The following is a 15,230-nucleotide window of genomic DNA, read 5'->3' as shown; positions in this document are numbered from 1 at the left end:
GGTGTCTCATAAATATGATTTCATGTGGTCCGAAACGATCTAATGAGTCACTCAGAGTAACTCCCACCTATCCTTCAGATTTATCGCTCCTTGGTCTACATGATATAAACAAAGGTTAAATTAATTATTCAGAAAATATAATAACAATCAATGGAATTAGTTTATGATTATCCACTCTATAGGCCACCATCTGAATCGCATTCACTAATCTTTCAGGTCACTCTAGGCTGTTCCTTTAACAAGTGTTCGTTTTGTAATATGTACCGGTCCAAGGAGTATGTAGAACGCCCTATTGAGGAAATCTTTAAAGAAATTGAATTAATGGCCAAATATTATCCTCTCACTCGACGAATTTTCTTAGCAGATGGAGATGCAATGAATTTGGATAGCGAAAAATTAATAGAAATAATTACAAAGATAAGAGAAGATTTTAGAAATGTTGACAGGATTTCGTGTTATTCAATGCCAAAGAATTTGCTCCAAAAATCTGCTGACGAATTGAGAGGTCTTAAAAATGCTGGTCTAGATATGGTTTATTTAGGAATAGAAAGTGGCAATGATCAGATATTGAAAAAGGTTACCAAGGGTGCCACCTCTGAAACGATTGTGAAAAGTTGCAAGAAAGCAAAGGATGCAGGATTCATCCTCTCATGTATGGTGATTTTGGGACTAGGTGGCAGGACATATACAACTGATCATGTGAAAGATACTGCCGAGGTTATAAGTATAATATCACCTGATTACGTGGGTGCTCTGACTCTATATATGGAGCCAAATATCGAAAAAGAGTTTTATGAAAAGTTTGGAGAACCATTTCTACCTTTAGAAGATAACGAGGTTTTAGTTGAATTATATAACTTGATAGGAAACATCAATGCCAAAAATAAAATAATTTTTAGGGCAAATCATGCTTCAAATGTCTATTCGATAGGAGGAACATTACCAGATGATAAAGAAGAAATGTTGCAAAAATTAGACAAATTACGTGATCATCCAGAATTATTCAGGTCAAAAGTACTAAGAAGGTTTTAGAAACAAACAAAAAAATTGTTGTAAAATAAAGATTTAGAAGAATTCATTTATTTACTTAAACAAATTCATCAACATATCTAGAGGGTTATCTGATGTTGAATTGGTGGTATTTCCTTCAGCTGATGTTGCGTTATCTACAGCTTGGCTTGCACTCTCGTCAATGGTAGTTGCGTTATCTGCGGCTTGACCAGTTTCACTAGCTGCTTGGCTTGCACTCTCGTCAATGGTAGTTGCGTTATCTGCGGCTTGACCAGTTTCATTTACGGCATCGCTTACTCCCTCTGTTGCGTTGCTACCAGCTTCACTTATTGTTTCTGTTGCATTGCCGAATCCCTCACCCAACTCATCTAATGCTCCGCCAATTGTATCACCAATTTGCTCACCCGTAGATTGAGCATTTGCATATTGAGTAGTGGAAATCCCGCCATTTGCCAAAAACAAAGTTAGGATCCCTGCAAAAACGAATATTCCTGCTGCATACTTATTAAAATTCATTAGAAAGTAATAGTATGGGGTTATTTTTAAGATTTACATATAATTTTTTTACAGAAATACAGAATTACAATAAATTATATTATCCTTTTATCTAAGTAATTAACGTATTTTTCATACTATAATGAAATATTCACAGAATTAAAAGAAATTTTGACACAAAAAGATTAATGAGGTTTGATTTCCCCAGGTGCAAAAAATTGAATCCCTATGCTTAGAATATACAATGCCAATAAGAAAATTCCAACATGTATACCAATATACCGTCTAAACAGAGGTATCAAAGCTACAACGGTAATCGAGGTGGCTAGGACCATCTGAAACCATAATAATTCGCTATTTTGTATAGTCGTAAAGAATCCACCATGATACATGGCAGCAATAATGGCAACACCTAGAAGCAGGGAATTATTCAAAATCTTTGATCCTAAAACGTTTGCAATAGCGATCGCAGCCCCTGCTGCTCCCTTCCTGGCCAATATCATCATTGAAATTTTTTCGGGCATCTCACCTGCTATTGGACTAATAATAACAGCTAAAATGATTGTAGAAATCCCTATATCTTCAGAAAAGGTTTCAAGGGAATGAATAAACGGTCCTGCACCAATTACTATACCAATGGTCCCAGCTATGAATGTAAAAATCGCCTTAGCCATATCCTTCCTTGCGGTCAATACATGAGCAGGCATAGAAACTGATTTATTTTCGGCCGTCTGAACGATTGCAGGTTGGTTAACCTTCTGTTCTCGCTTCATTTCCACATATGCTATTATGATGTACGCAATGAACATCCCTATGAAAATAAAACCGTCAACGAAATTGTACCCATCAAGTAATAGCATAGCACTTATTAGTGCAGAAACCAACAGGAAGATCTTATCGATTTTAAAAGTACTTACATCTATTTTTTTTAATGGAGCCCTTGAAAGCCTGGTAGTCGCTATGAGCAACATAATCGCAAGTCCCAATGTCATCATTAGAATATTGCTTCCTAATCCTGCTCCGATGGCAACTTCGTATAATCCAACTGATGCAGCATACATAACAATCGCAATCTCGGGCAACGTAGTTGCCACCGACAATAAAGTTCTACCTACAAATTTTGCACCAAATCTCATAGAAAGGTGTTCTGCACCGTAAGATAGTAACCAACTAGCAAAGACGAGTTCACCCAACCAGCCTAGCATTAACAAGAAATTCTCAATATTCAAAAATCAAAAAGATTTATTTATCAATAGAATATAAATTTAATATAACAATTATTCATTAGGTTCAAGCTAAAATATTCGTTAAACTAATAGATCATGATCAATGTATTTTGTAAGTAGTAATGACAATAAATTTAGAGAAATTATGGAATTGTTAAGTAGTTATTCCCCTGTGTCTTTATCCTTGAAATACAAAAAAATGAAATTAAGAGAAATCCAGTCCAATTCTCTAGAAGAAGTTGCCAAAATGAAGGCATACGAAGCTTATGAATTGACAAGAGACAAAGTAATAGTTGAGGATGACGGCCTATTTATTGAATCCCTAAATGACTTTCCCGGCGTGTATTCTTCTTTTGTATTTGATACCCTTGGAAATAAAGGCATTTTGGATTTACTTAAAGATAAAAAAAACAGAAAGGCTAGCTTTAAATCAGTAATTGCCCTACATGATGGAAAAAAAGTGCTTACCTTTACTGGCAAAATAACTGGACAGATCTCTGAAGTAATTTTTGAAAGCGGTTGGGGTTATGATCCTATTTTTATTCCCGAGAATACAGATATTCCATTTGGCCAGATGGATCTGAACTTAAAAAACAAGTATTCGCATAGAAGAATAGCTTTGCAGGAATTTTTGATCTGGTATAATAATAACAATAACAATAACAATAACAACAACCCAAACCGAGAAAAGTAGTAGCAGTTAGTTAACCCTGCCCATAATCTTCGATCCAACGTGAAATATATCTTTCTTGATTTTGTAAAACAACAATTCTTGAAACAACACTTTCATCCATAATTGGATAGTTAGATAATCGAGATGTCAATCCTTTGGCAAAGTTTCTTACCTCCTCCATTTCCAGCATATTCGACTGTTCTAATCTATTAGTGGACATTCCAACATGCATGTATGATTTTATCTCTACGAAATGAGGTTGTCCTGATTCGATTATCTTTGCAAAGTCATCATAAAATCGCGATTCATTATTAAAATTTCGAATCAAAGTTAAGCGCAAAACGGTTCTTGTATTTGCTTGAGATATGAATTCAAGACTCCTTTGCCAACGCTCCCATGCATCCTTGTGTTTTGGTCCATTGATCTTATAGAACATATTCTTTGTAGATGCATTTGTTGATAAGTAGATTTGAGTAGGTAATGCATTTTCGTCAGCTAATCTATAAAGCATTTCTGGTTCTTGACCATTAGTAACTAAGAAAATGGATTTGGTGGCTTTCAGTCTAAATAAATATTTTATTAATTGTGGTAATTTTGGATACATAGTTGGTTCTCCAGAAAGAGAAATAGCATAATGTTCCGGAAATAAGGATTCATCTAATTTTGATTGATTAATATTATTTTTGCCGTAATAACCTACTATCAATTTTCTTCTTTCTTCTAGCAATGAATGGACTATTACTTCGGGATCGTCGACCGAATTGGATGGCATTTCCAAAGTATCATAGAATTCTGTTGGTCTCCAGCAATATATGCATCTATTTTCACAATTAAGAGCAGCGGGGGTCATTTCCATACATCGGTGAGTTGAAATCCCATAAAATCTGTGTTTATAACAAGTACCCTCATCTGAAAAAGACTTTTTAGTCCAATGACATAGTTCCACGGCGGAATGATTGAAAACCCCGTATTTTGCCTTCTTTAGTTTGTCTTTGACTGAGGGTGTTATCTGAATTAAACTATTTTCACTACTGTTATGAGAATAAATTTCTCCCGAACAGCTCATTAGAATATTGAATATTAATGTAGATATAAGTCTTGTATGTATTCATTTTTAATTTGTAACCTATATCGCTTTCTCATATCCTAAAACAATTATATATTAATAATAGGTTTAATTTTCTAAAGGTCAGTGGCCTTCGTAGTATAGCCTGGTTAGTATAGGCGGCTGTGGATCTAAAATGACTTAAAAAGAACAGAAACCGCTTGAGGAGGGTTCAAATCCCTCCGAAGGCCTTCCAATAATTTTTAAGCATATAATTAATGAATTACCATGATTTTGGGTTAATTCACTTAGAGTTAATGTAGTAATCGCATATTTGTGTATATAACAGAAATTTTACCAGTCTCCCCTACCTACATTTAGCTGTTTCGTTTTCCACCAAATTTCTATATCAAAAAGACGAGTCCATTGTATTTGATGTTAGTATAATTATGACATGATAAACTATTGAATATTATATGCTACAGGATTGTAAATGACATATTTAGAAAAAGGGTCGACCAACATGATTAAAATACCTTTTTTCAATTAGGAAAGAATCGTTATTCTAAATTTTGGGTACAACCATGATAGTTCAACCTGTGAAAATATTCACTTTCAAAATGAGTGAATAAAAATAATATAAAGCACAAGGACTAATCGAAACAAATCATTCATATATTCTTGAATGCGCAACGCAAAATTCCGATCAGTATCATGATAAGCTTGAAGAATTGCTATGAAAGCTACAGAAGATCCCAATAGTAGTTAAAGTACAATGATGGCGATGTTTGAAAAGATATTATGTTTTAAGACGTCGAGTAAACTAGATTCCATGATTTGAGTTGAGTTAATCCAAATTATCAGTACTTCAAAAAATATGTTAGAGATTAGTTAGTAAATCATGTTTCCAGTATAACATATGAATCATGATTGAGATCAAAGTACTTGTAATTTTATTCGAAAATATCACGTCTTAACTTATGACAAGAGTCCAGCATATCTATTTGGTACAAATCGAGTCAAGAGCTATTCTCAAGAATGTAGAAAATTTTGCTAGTAGGTTTAAAATGGTATAGGGTTTAAATTGAGGCTATCTTTGGCGAGATCTGTCAAAAAGAAATACAAGATTTTTTGAGCAAGACTCCATATATCGTCTAATCAAACACAATCAATTATTCCTGATTAGAAAGAATCTTAGAATAGTTAGAAAGCGTTAAATGGGTGTATATTGGCTGTACGTTTGATATTTACCAACTTAACAAGGTAATACAATATCTAAGTTTTTTTCCATGGAAATAATAACCATTACATCTCAATAGAATCAGATAGAAATAATTTTGAAAGCAGGAATAAAGAAAATTATTTTGAATTGATAGATTTATATACTATCTTAATCCACAGTGTTGGTTTTGACTTAAAACATTTTTGATCGTGCTTATTTTATGGACGATCAACTTGAAGCTAATTAGTTTACAAAACAATCCTAAAATAAGAAGGATTTTTGTATAATCACAGAAAAAATGGCCAATGACAATCTAGAAGAAAACCTCAATTTTGTGATAAATCCACATCCAACTTACTTTTCATACACGTTGTAAATTCTTTTGCTGGTAATGGAACTGCCTTAAGAGCATAAGTGGAGAATAAAATATTCGAAAAACTGCACCGATAGAAGGGTTTATGAGGCTTCATAGAGAAGATCGCATCCAATTTAATACATCTTCTCAAGTTAGATAGGTAATGTCTGTATTTAATATGATAAAATAACCTGTATCAACTTTTTTCTAGGTTCAATTCAATGATCTAAAAAATCTGGTCATTCTTATCGACATTTTTATACGCAAATATCAAAACCTATTTCTCGAGACCAAACTTGAAATTTTCATAAACCCGTTTAGATATTTTTTTTAATCCGATAAAATTTTTGTCTTGGTTATAGATAAGGGTCTTCTTTGATATATTTTCTGATTTGAGTTCGTGTTGATACTTATTACTCCAATTTTTCACCATTTCCTCATCAACTTCTAAATGAAATTGGACGCCAACAGCAGTCTTAAAGCTAAATGCTTGGATATACAAATCAGATTTTGCTAAAACTGTGGAACCTGTCGGTAGTACGAACGTATCACCATGCCAGTGGAACACCTGGACCTTTTGGTTCGGTAAGTCCCTAAATATGCTTTTTGTTCCATCATCAGTTATATCGACATATCTCCAACCAATTTCTTTTCTTGAACCCTTGTATACTGAACCCCCGCATGCTGAAGCCACTAATTGAGAGCCTAAACAAATCCCAAATAGAGGAACTTCATTCTCAATAGCAGAGCGGATAAGATTTTTTTCTCGAACTAGATAATCATGATTATCATTGACCGACATGGGTCCTCCAAGTATGAATACCCCATCGTATTGGCTCAATTTGACAGATTCTATGGAATTCTTGTTAGCGATAATGTCAATTATCTTATACCCGTCATCTAACAGATAATCCTTAAAATTGCCTAAAGTCTCAAACTCTATATTCCTTATACACAAGATCTGGTTTGTGCTACCCAATTCTAATAAGCACTTGCCATTATCATCATTAAAAACATTATATAACCATGTCTCCAACTCCTGATAATCAGGTAGAATGAATTTTAAAGAGATGCTTTTTCTAACTTATAGTTCACTAAAAGAGAGGAGAACACGCAATGTTTTGACGATACTTATGATAGTCATGGGATGTGGACTATTAGTTTCATTAAGCAGCCTCTCACAAGGGTTAATAAATTTTGTCGAACAAAACTTTAAAAAAATTCTACCTAATCAAATAGTTATCTCCAACACCGATAAAATACAGGAATCAAGTATTGAAGGTATTAGAAACAAACTTGAGGTTCTTTTTGATCAGAATGTAACATTAGTTGAAAAACGTGTTCCCATTAATAATGCGGCTATAACTTTTTTACAAAACTTACAAGGGGTTCAATACATCAATCCAGCATATCAAGGAGTTGTAATGCTGAATTACGAGAATAAATCTCAAATTACAAATGTATTGGCAGTAAATTTCGATAATATTACGGACATCATCCCTACCATAAATTTAGAATTTGAGCAAAATAATTCTACATCAAAAATAAATCATGTCATCATTCCTCAAAAGATAGGGGAAAAACTATCTTTGAACCTACCTCAATCAGGAAATGGAATAACCAAAGATAGCAGTTTTGAGAGCACTGGCGAGAATTCAGACATGGTTACAATTGGCAACATCCGTAACATAATCGACTTTCCACCTAGAGACGACACCCTTTTTGTTCCCACTATCTTAAATTTCTCAGGAAATCCAATTGTCGATAATTCTATTTTTATCGACTTGAACAAAGGTAAAGAAATTTTGCAAAAAAATGAAGATTACGATCTACTCTTCATAACATATAATGACACCAATAGAGTTGAAGATATCGTCAGAGAAGTTCAAAAGTATTTTAGCAATCAGATCACGATATTAAACTCTTTAGAATTAGTAAAGAGTATAACAAAATTCATAGTTGGGATCTCTACTTTCATTTCAAGCATAGCTGTTTTTTCTTTGATAGTAGGATCTATCGGGATCGTTATTACTATATACACCTCAGTAGTTGAAAGAACAAAAGAGATCGGTATTCTAAAAGCACTAGGAGGAACCAATAGAATCATTCTAGGAATGTTTTTAACAGAATCCATACTCTTGGGCATTATAGGTGCATTTTTTGGAATAATTTTTGGTTTTATCGGAGCATACTTGTTATTGAATGGCTTTTTGTATTTTCTGAATTTACCGCTTAATATTTACCCGGTTTTTAACATAGTCGAGATTTCGAAAATAGGTATAGCAGTAATCGCATTAAGCATATTTTCAGGATTATATCCAGCATACAAAGGTTCTAAAATTTCTCCCGTGAATGCCCTATCAAAGTTTTCATAACTAAAAACAAAGTATTATTTATTCGAAAAGTCATAAATAACTTGATAAAGAATTGCTATATATTTTTGAAAAGATAGCATGGTTCGATGAGATGTTAAATATATGAAAAGGTTTCAGCTTACCGATAAGTTAATTCCCAAAGGAGACCAACCGACTGCAATAAAAGAATTGATTAATGGATTCCGACAAAACAAAAAGAAGCAAGTTTTGCTTGGAGTTACTGGAAGTGGTAAAACATTCACCATTGCTAATGTAATTGCTAATCAAAACAAGAACACACTTGTTATTTCTCATAACAAAACACTAGCAGCACAGCTTTATTCAGAGTTTAAGGAGTTTTTCCCAAACAATAATGTAGGATACTTTGTGAGCTTTTACGACTACTATCAACCAGAGAGCTATATACCTCAGAGTGACACCTATATAGAAAAGGATACTGAAATCAATGAAAAAATAGAACAATTAAGATTAGAAGCAACTTCAATGTTGCTTTCGGGAGAGCCAACAATAATTATAGCTACTGTATCTTGTATTTACTCACTAGGTTCACCCCAAGAATGGAGGGCCCAATCTATGACAATTGCTAAGGGAGCACACTCCGATAGACGATCAATAATTCAAAATCTGGTTAGAATTCGATATCAAAGAAATGATATCGAATTAAAAAATGGTACATTCAGGGTTAAAGGCGATATTATAGAAATAGTTCCAGGGTATTCAAATGATATTATAAAATTAGATCTATTCGGCAGTATCGTTGAAAAGATTAGTGTGATTGATAAGACAACTAAGGCAGTAAAGAAGGAATTAGATTTTGTAACGATATTCCCTGCAAAACATTACATAGTCGACGACGACAGATTCAATAAAGCCCTAGATTCGATAAAAACGGAATTGAAACAATGGTTACCACAATTACCTACAGAGTTAGAACGTCAGAGGTTATTATCGAGGACGACCTATGATTTAGAGATGTTATCAGAATTAGGATACTGTAATGGAATAGAGAATTATTCCAGGTATTTCGATGGACGTAAACCCAATCAGCCAGCATACTGTCTTTTGGATTTTTTTGATAAAGACTTTTTGCTAGTTATTGACGAATCTCATGTAACTCTCCCTCAGATAATGGCAATGTATAAGGGGGATTATTCAAGAAAGAAATCTTTAGTAGATTATGGTTTTAGACTCCCAAGTGCTTTTGACAATAGACCATTAAAGTTTGAGGAATTCGAAAAATATCTCAGTAATGTAATATATGTTTCTGCCACTCCTGGAAGATATGAATTGAATAACAGTAACAATTTGGTAGAACAATTGGTTAGACCAACTGGACTAGTAGATCCAGAAGTCGAGATAAAAAAGACAACTAATCAAATGTCAGATTTAATCAATCAGGTTCATGAAAGAATTTCAAAACAACAAAGGACTCTAATTACAACTTTAACGAAAAAAATGGCTGAGGATATGGCAGACTACTTAGCTAAAAACCGGATAAAGGTTAGATATATTCACTCTGAGATTAAGGGCTTGGAGAGAACAGAACTTTTGAGAAAATTGCGAATTGGAGAATTCGATGTGCTAGTAGGTATCAATCTATTAAGAGAAGGATTAGATTTGCCAGAAGTTGCCCTTGTAGTGATTTTAGATGCAGACAAAGAGGGTTTCCTGAGAAATTATAGTAGTCTGATACAAACATTTGGAAGAGCGGCAAGAAACATAGACGGAAAGGTGATTCTATACTCAGATACTGTCACCAAATCTATGAAGGAAGCAGTACTTGAAACTAACAGAAGACGCAAGAAGCAAATTGAATATAATTTAAAAAACAATATTATACCAACAAGCATATTAAAGCCTATTCCTCAAGAGAATCTAAATATTTCTAATACTCTAGTAGATTTAAAGTCTATGAGCCGTAATGACTTAATAGAACTTTCTACCAAGTTAGAGATTCAGATGAATAAATATGCAGAGGAGTTGGAATTTGAAAAAGCGATTGAACAAAGAGAGAATTTACAAAAAATTAAGCAAATCTTGTTGAGACAACCAATTAAATGATTTAGAATGGAATCTAAAATCACAATAAAGGGTGCAAGACAGCACAATCTTAAAAATATAAATCTCGAGATTCCAAAAAACAAGCTAGTTGTCATTACAGGATTGTCAGGTTCGGGAAAATCGACTTTAGCATTTGATACCATTTTTGCGGAGGGTCAAAGAAGATATGTAGAGTCACTTTCAGCATATGCACGCCAATTCTTGCAGATAATGGATAAACCAGATGTGGATTCTATTGAGGGGCTATCTCCAGCGATATCAATCCAACAGAAAACTACGAATAAAAATCCACGCTCCACGGTAGGAACAATTACCGAGATATATGACTACCTCAGATTATTATATTCAAAAATAGGTGTTCCATACTGCCCGAATTGTAATAGAGAGATTTCCTATCAATCTCTGGATGCAATTGTAGGATCGATACTAAATATAATAAAAAACAAGGACAAAGGTATCGTATATGTATTATCACCCATTATTAGAGAAAGGAAAGGAACTTATGAAAAAATATTACGAGATTTAAAAGAAGAAGGTTACACAAGGATTAGAATAGACAAACAAATTGTAGATATTAGTGAAATGGAAGAATTCAATATCATATCTTCACAGGAGAAACACATAAGGCATTCAATTGAAATAGTCATTGACAGGATAGTTACTGAGAAATCATCAATAGAAAAAGATAGGCTTTCAGAATCTGTTCAAGCCGCAATAGGAAAGAGTGGAGGGGTGGTAGAGATTCTTTTTGAGGGGGAAGAGTTTCTGTTCTCCCAGAAAAACTCATGCCCTATTTGCAATATTAGTATAGGTGAAATGGAGCCAAGATCCTTTTCATTTAATTCTCCTTTTGGAGCTTGTCCTCACTGTCATGGATTAGGAGTGGAAACTGAATTCGATCCTGATTTGATCATACCAGACAAAACTTTAAGCATATTGGAAGGTGCAATAAAACCATGGTCTTCTGGGCAATTTTCAAGTTTCAGAACATCTATGCTTAAAGACGTAGGCAAGAGATTTGGTTTTAATTTAAATACACCGATAAATAAGATGACCAAAAACCAACTGGATGTGATTTTATACGGTACCGATTTACGCATAAGATACAACTACACTTCTAAATCAAGCGATAGTTCTTGGGAATATTCAGGTAAATTTGAAGGAGTAATTTCGAATTTACAGAGAATTTATAACGATACCGAATCGGAGTCAAAGCGCGAAGAAATCAGGAGATATATGATAGAAAAGCCCTGCGAAAGTTGCAAAGGTCAAAGATTAAAAAAGGAAATTTTAGCCGTAAAAATAAATGGACATTCAATTATCGATGTTTGTAATCTTTCTGTAGATAGGATTATTAATTTTTTTTCCAATCTAGATTTGGATCACGCCACTTCAATTATTTCAAGACAGGTATTGAAGGAAATAAATAGTCGGTTAAAATTTTTGTCAAATGTAGGCTTGGACTATTTGAGCCTAAACAGAAATGCAGGAACCTTATCTGGAGGCGAGTCGCAAAGGATTAGACTTGCAACCCAGATTGGAACTAATCTTACAGGGGTTTTGTACGTTTTAGATGAACCAACTATTGGTCTACACCAAAGAGATAACAAACTTTTAATCAACACGTTGCTTAAATTGCGCGACATTGGCAATACTGTTATAGTTGTCGAACATGATGAAGAAATAATCAGAAGCGCTGATTGGATAATAGATATCGGACCAGAGGCCGGAGTACATGGAGGACAAGTGGTAGCAGAGGGCGAATTAGATAAAGTGCTACTTAATCCAAACTCTATCACAGCCGAGTATCTCAGTGGAAAAAAAATAGTCAATGAAAACTACGAGAGAAAACCTATAGGGAAAAAATTTTTGAAAATTAAAGGAGCTAGAGAGAACAATCTTAAGAATATTAATCCTTCGTTTCCTTTAGGAGTAATTACAGCCGTAACAGGTGTTTCGGGTTCAGGTAAATCAACTTTGGTAAACGATATACTTTTCAATTATCTAAATAACCATTTTTACAAATCAAAGTACAAGGTGGGAATGCATGACGGAATTAGTGGTTTAGAATTTGTAGATAAGGTTATAGGTATCGATCAGTCTCCAATTGGAAGAACCCCTAGATCAAATGCAATTACATATGTTAATGCTTTTACCCATATTAGAGATCTTTTTGCAAAAACCCAGACAGCAAGAGAAAGAGGATATAAGATGGGCAGATTTTCGTTTAATTTGCAAGGCGGAAGGTGTGATATGTGCGATGGGGCAGGAGTAAGAAAAATTGAAATGCAATTCCTTCCAGATGTGTATATTACTTGTGACCAATGTAAAGGCAATCGCTATAATCATGATACATTAGAAGTAAGATACAAGGGGAAAAATATTGCAGATATACTCAACATGACTGTTGAAGAGGCATTAGAATTTTTCAAAAATAATGTCCCTATCAAAAATAAACTAAAATTATTGGAAGACGTAGGACTTGGATATCTACATTTAGGTCAATCAGCCACAACCCTCTCCGGAGGAGAGGCACAAAGGATCAAATTAGCCACGGAATTATCCAAAAAAGATTCTGGAAATACAGTTTATATACTAGATGAACCTACAACTGGCCTTCATTTTGCCGATGTAAAGAAACTATTAAAGATATTGATTAGGTTAAGGGACTTAGGCAATACTATTATTATAATTGAACACAATCTAGATATTATATCATCTGCTGACTGGATCATCGATCTTGGACCTGAAGGTGGAGACAAAGGAGGCTATATAATTGCAACTGGCACCCCCGAGGAAGTTTCAGAAAATCCTAAAAGTCAAACAGGAAAGTTTTTGAAAGATAAATTAAGTTCGATCAGAAAGAACGAAATTATCTTAAAAAATGAATAGCTATTATCTCTTTAGCAATGAAAGTCATAATTAAAGCATCTTCCAGTTGTAAGAATCAAAAAAGAAGGATGAAATGCAAATGAATTCAAGTAAAGCAAACTATATGACATATCCTTATCCCAGTGAGCCGGGTGTTTACTTAATGAAGGACAATAATCAAAATGTAATATATATAGGAAAAGCTAAGAATCTCAAAAAAAGGATCAAAAGTTATTTTACAAATAGTAATAGCAGTTCATTGGATAGAGTCAATTGGAAAACCAATTTATTAGTATCTAGAATCAAGAATATAGATTATATAATTACAGATAACGAAATTGAAGCTTTTTTACTCGAATCTAATCTAATAAAAAAATATAGACCAATTTTCAATATAGAACTTAAAGATCAACAAAGATACACCTACCTAAGAATTACGGACGAAAAGTTTCCCAGGTTAAAAGTAGCTAGGAGGAACCGCAATGGGGAATTTACAGAAACAAAAGGTGAAATTATAGGACCTTTTGTAAAAGGAAGCTCTAGATATCTTTCAGTAGGTTTGTTAAGAAAAATGTTCAAGATAAGAATTTGCAATACCTTACCAAAAAAGGAATGCTTAGAGTATCATATTGGAAACTGTGATGCACCATGTATTAACATGATAACAGAAGAAAAATATAAAGAAAACATTATTTCCCTAAAAAAGATACTAAAGAACAATGATAACTTGAAGAGTTTTTATAACGAATTAGAGAATGAAATGAAAATAGCATCCGAAATGCAGGATTACGAGAAGGCGATTTATATAAGAGATACTCTTCATAGACTCAAAAATATACTTCAATACCAAAAAATGGAAAATAATGTTTCACAAAACACGATAGAAGAATATATCGGAATAATTGAAGATAACAACGAAGGCGCTGCACATGTGATGACTCTAATGAGCAAGAACGGGGTAATTAATGACATGAAAAAGTATCAATTTGATCTTTTGGGTGATAATACAATTGAAAGTTTCATTAGTCAATACTATTTGACGAGCTCTATAATTCCAAGTACCATCTATATTAATAGAGAAATTGAAGAGAAGGAAAAATTACAAGAAATCTTATTTGAACTAACAAACGTAAAAATGAAGATAATACCCATTCGAGAGGAAATAAAGATAGAAGACCACTTATCAGAAAATAACTTGCAAAATAAATGGGATATAATGCAACTAATACTGAGTAATTTGAGAACATATATGTCGAAGAGACATGAGCCTGAGTTAGACGAACTTATGCACATTCTCAATCTCAGCAAATTGCCTTACGTAATAGATTGTTTTGATGTTTCCAATTTTGGGAATGAATATGCAGTCGGCGCTTGTACACGATTCGTAAATAGTATTCCATCAAAGAACGGCTATAGAAGATTTAAAATAAAAAGCATTAATCATCAAAATGATTTTGGAATGATTGAAGAGATTGTCAAGAGAAGATACGGAATAAATGAAAAATCCGATCAAGTATTTTCAGAAATTAAGAGAGATAGGGCCCCAGATTTGATCGTAATTGATGGAGGAAAAGGTCATTTGAATGTAGCATTGAAGACTCTAGAAAAGATAGGATTAGGACATATAGAGTGTATTTCATTGGCCAAGGAAAATGAGGAAATATATACAAGATTTTCGGACAAACCAGTGGTTATTCCAAAAAATCAAAAATCACTAAAGATATTGCAACACATAAGAGACGAGTCCCACAGGTTTGGTTTAAATTATAACATAGCATTACGCAGGAAAAAGCTGATTCAATAAACAGAGTCTTTCTATTGATGGAACAGAAGCCAGGCTGTATTTGAGATGCAACATGCCACATATATTTAACTAGCATGATAGAAATCTAAATC

Annotated in this window: 10 protein-coding genes and 1 tRNA gene; 7 read left to right on the top strand and 4 right to left on the bottom strand. The window is 33.5% G+C overall.

Annotated elements, in window-relative coordinates; translation table 11 throughout:
• Positions 1-150: 150 nt before the first annotated feature.
• Entirely contained in the window at positions 151-1,032 is an 882-nt protein-coding gene (locus NFRAN_RS11225; protein ID WP_134485069.1) for a radical SAM protein, read from the top strand.
• A gap of 51 nt (positions 1,033-1,083) precedes the next feature.
• Here NFRAN_RS11225 and NFRAN_RS11220 read toward each other — a convergent pair whose 3' ends face one another.
• Positions 1,084-1,527: a hypothetical protein gene (locus NFRAN_RS11220; protein WP_134485068.1), complete on the bottom strand. Its 444-nt coding sequence runs from the start codon at positions 1,525-1,527 to the stop codon at positions 1,084-1,086.
• Positions 1,528-1,691: 164 nt separating this feature from the next.
• Positions 1,692-2,735: a sodium:calcium antiporter gene (locus NFRAN_RS11215; protein ID WP_134485067.1), complete on the bottom strand. Its 1,044-nt coding sequence runs from the start codon at positions 2,733-2,735 to the stop codon at positions 1,692-1,694.
• Between the two features lie 100 nt (positions 2,736-2,835).
• On the opposite strand from NFRAN_RS11215, the gene rdgB reads away from it, so the two are divergent.
• On the top strand, positions 2,836-3,426 hold the full coding sequence (gene rdgB / locus NFRAN_RS11210; protein ID WP_134485066.1) for an RdgB/HAM1 family non-canonical purine NTP pyrophosphatase: 591 nt from the start codon (positions 2,836-2,838) through the stop codon (positions 3,424-3,426).
• 10 nt (positions 3,427-3,436) lie between these two features.
• Here the strand turns inward: rdgB and twy1 are convergent, their stop codons facing one another.
• Positions 3,437-4,471, bottom strand: coding sequence for a 4-demethylwyosine synthase TYW1 (twy1, locus tag NFRAN_RS11205; protein ID WP_134485065.1), 1,035 nt, complete (start codon positions 4,469-4,471; stop codon positions 3,437-3,439).
• A gap of 129 nt (positions 4,472-4,600) precedes the next feature.
• Between twy1 and NFRAN_RS11200 the strand changes: the two genes are divergently transcribed.
• A tRNA-His gene (locus tag NFRAN_RS11200) sits at positions 4,601-4,701 on the top strand.
• A gap of 1,603 nt (positions 4,702-6,304) precedes the next feature.
• On the opposite strand, the gene NFRAN_RS11195 is transcribed toward NFRAN_RS11200, so the two are convergent.
• The gene (locus NFRAN_RS11195) at positions 6,305-7,063 is read right to left on the bottom strand and encodes a type 1 glutamine amidotransferase (RefSeq protein WP_172602319.1); all 759 of its coding nucleotides are present in this window, start codon (positions 7,061-7,063) and stop codon (positions 6,305-6,307) included.
• Between the two features lie 34 nt (positions 7,064-7,097).
• On the opposite strand from NFRAN_RS11195, the gene NFRAN_RS11190 reads away from it, so the two are divergent.
• From NFRAN_RS11190 to uvrC, 4 genes are all read left to right on the top strand, one after another.
• Complete coding sequence (locus tag NFRAN_RS11190; protein ID WP_172602318.1) at positions 7,098-8,402, top strand: ABC transporter permease; 1,305 nt, start codon at positions 7,098-7,100, stop codon at positions 8,400-8,402.
• Between the two features lie 102 nt (positions 8,403-8,504).
• Positions 8,505-10,463, top strand: coding sequence for an excinuclease ABC subunit UvrB (gene uvrB / locus NFRAN_RS11185; protein WP_134485062.1), 1,959 nt, complete (start codon positions 8,505-8,507; stop codon positions 10,461-10,463).
• 6 nt (positions 10,464-10,469) lie between these two features.
• Positions 10,470-13,355, top strand: a complete 2,886-nt coding sequence (gene uvrA / locus NFRAN_RS11180) for an excinuclease ABC subunit UvrA (protein WP_134485061.1) — start codon at positions 10,470-10,472, stop codon at positions 13,353-13,355.
• Between the two features lie 79 nt (positions 13,356-13,434).
• Entirely contained in the window at positions 13,435-15,138 is a 1,704-nt protein-coding gene (gene uvrC / locus NFRAN_RS11175; protein WP_197731185.1) for an excinuclease ABC subunit UvrC, read from the top strand.
• Positions 15,139-15,230: the final 92 nt, after the last annotated feature.

Origin of the sequence: Candidatus Nitrosocosmicus franklandus, assembly GCF_900696045.1 — an archaeon.
GTDB classification, from domain to species: domain Archaea; phylum Thermoproteota; class Nitrososphaeria; order Nitrososphaerales; family Nitrososphaeraceae; genus Nitrosocosmicus; species Nitrosocosmicus franklandus_A.
Note: the sequence above shows the minus strand (reverse complement) of the source record. Positions and strands in the feature narration are given on the sequence as shown.

Excerpts from the sequence above, each read along its gene's own strand:
- uvrC (WP_197731185.1), top strand. The coding sequence starts at position 13,435 with ATGAATTCAAGTAAAGCAAACTATATGACATATCCTTATCCCAGTGAG.
- NFRAN_RS11190 (WP_172602318.1), top strand. The coding sequence starts at position 7,098 with ATGCTTTTTCTAACTTATAGTTCACTAAAAGAGAGGAGAACACGCAAT.
- NFRAN_RS11220 (WP_134485068.1), bottom strand. The coding sequence starts at position 1,527 with ATGAATTTTAATAAGTATGCAGCAGGAATATTCGTTTTTGCAGGGATC.
- twy1 (WP_134485065.1), bottom strand. The coding sequence starts at position 4,471 with ATGAGCTGTTCGGGAGAAATTTATTCTCATAACAGTAGTGAAAATAGT.
- NFRAN_RS11225 (WP_134485069.1), top strand. The coding sequence starts at position 151 with ATGGAATTAGTTTATGATTATCCACTCTATAGGCCACCATCTGAATCG.
- rdgB (WP_134485066.1), top strand. The coding sequence starts at position 2,836 with ATGTATTTTGTAAGTAGTAATGACAATAAATTTAGAGAAATTATGGAA.
- uvrA (WP_134485061.1), top strand. The coding sequence starts at position 10,470 with ATGGAATCTAAAATCACAATAAAGGGTGCAAGACAGCACAATCTTAAA.
- uvrB (WP_134485062.1), top strand. The coding sequence starts at position 8,505 with ATGAAAAGGTTTCAGCTTACCGATAAGTTAATTCCCAAAGGAGACCAA.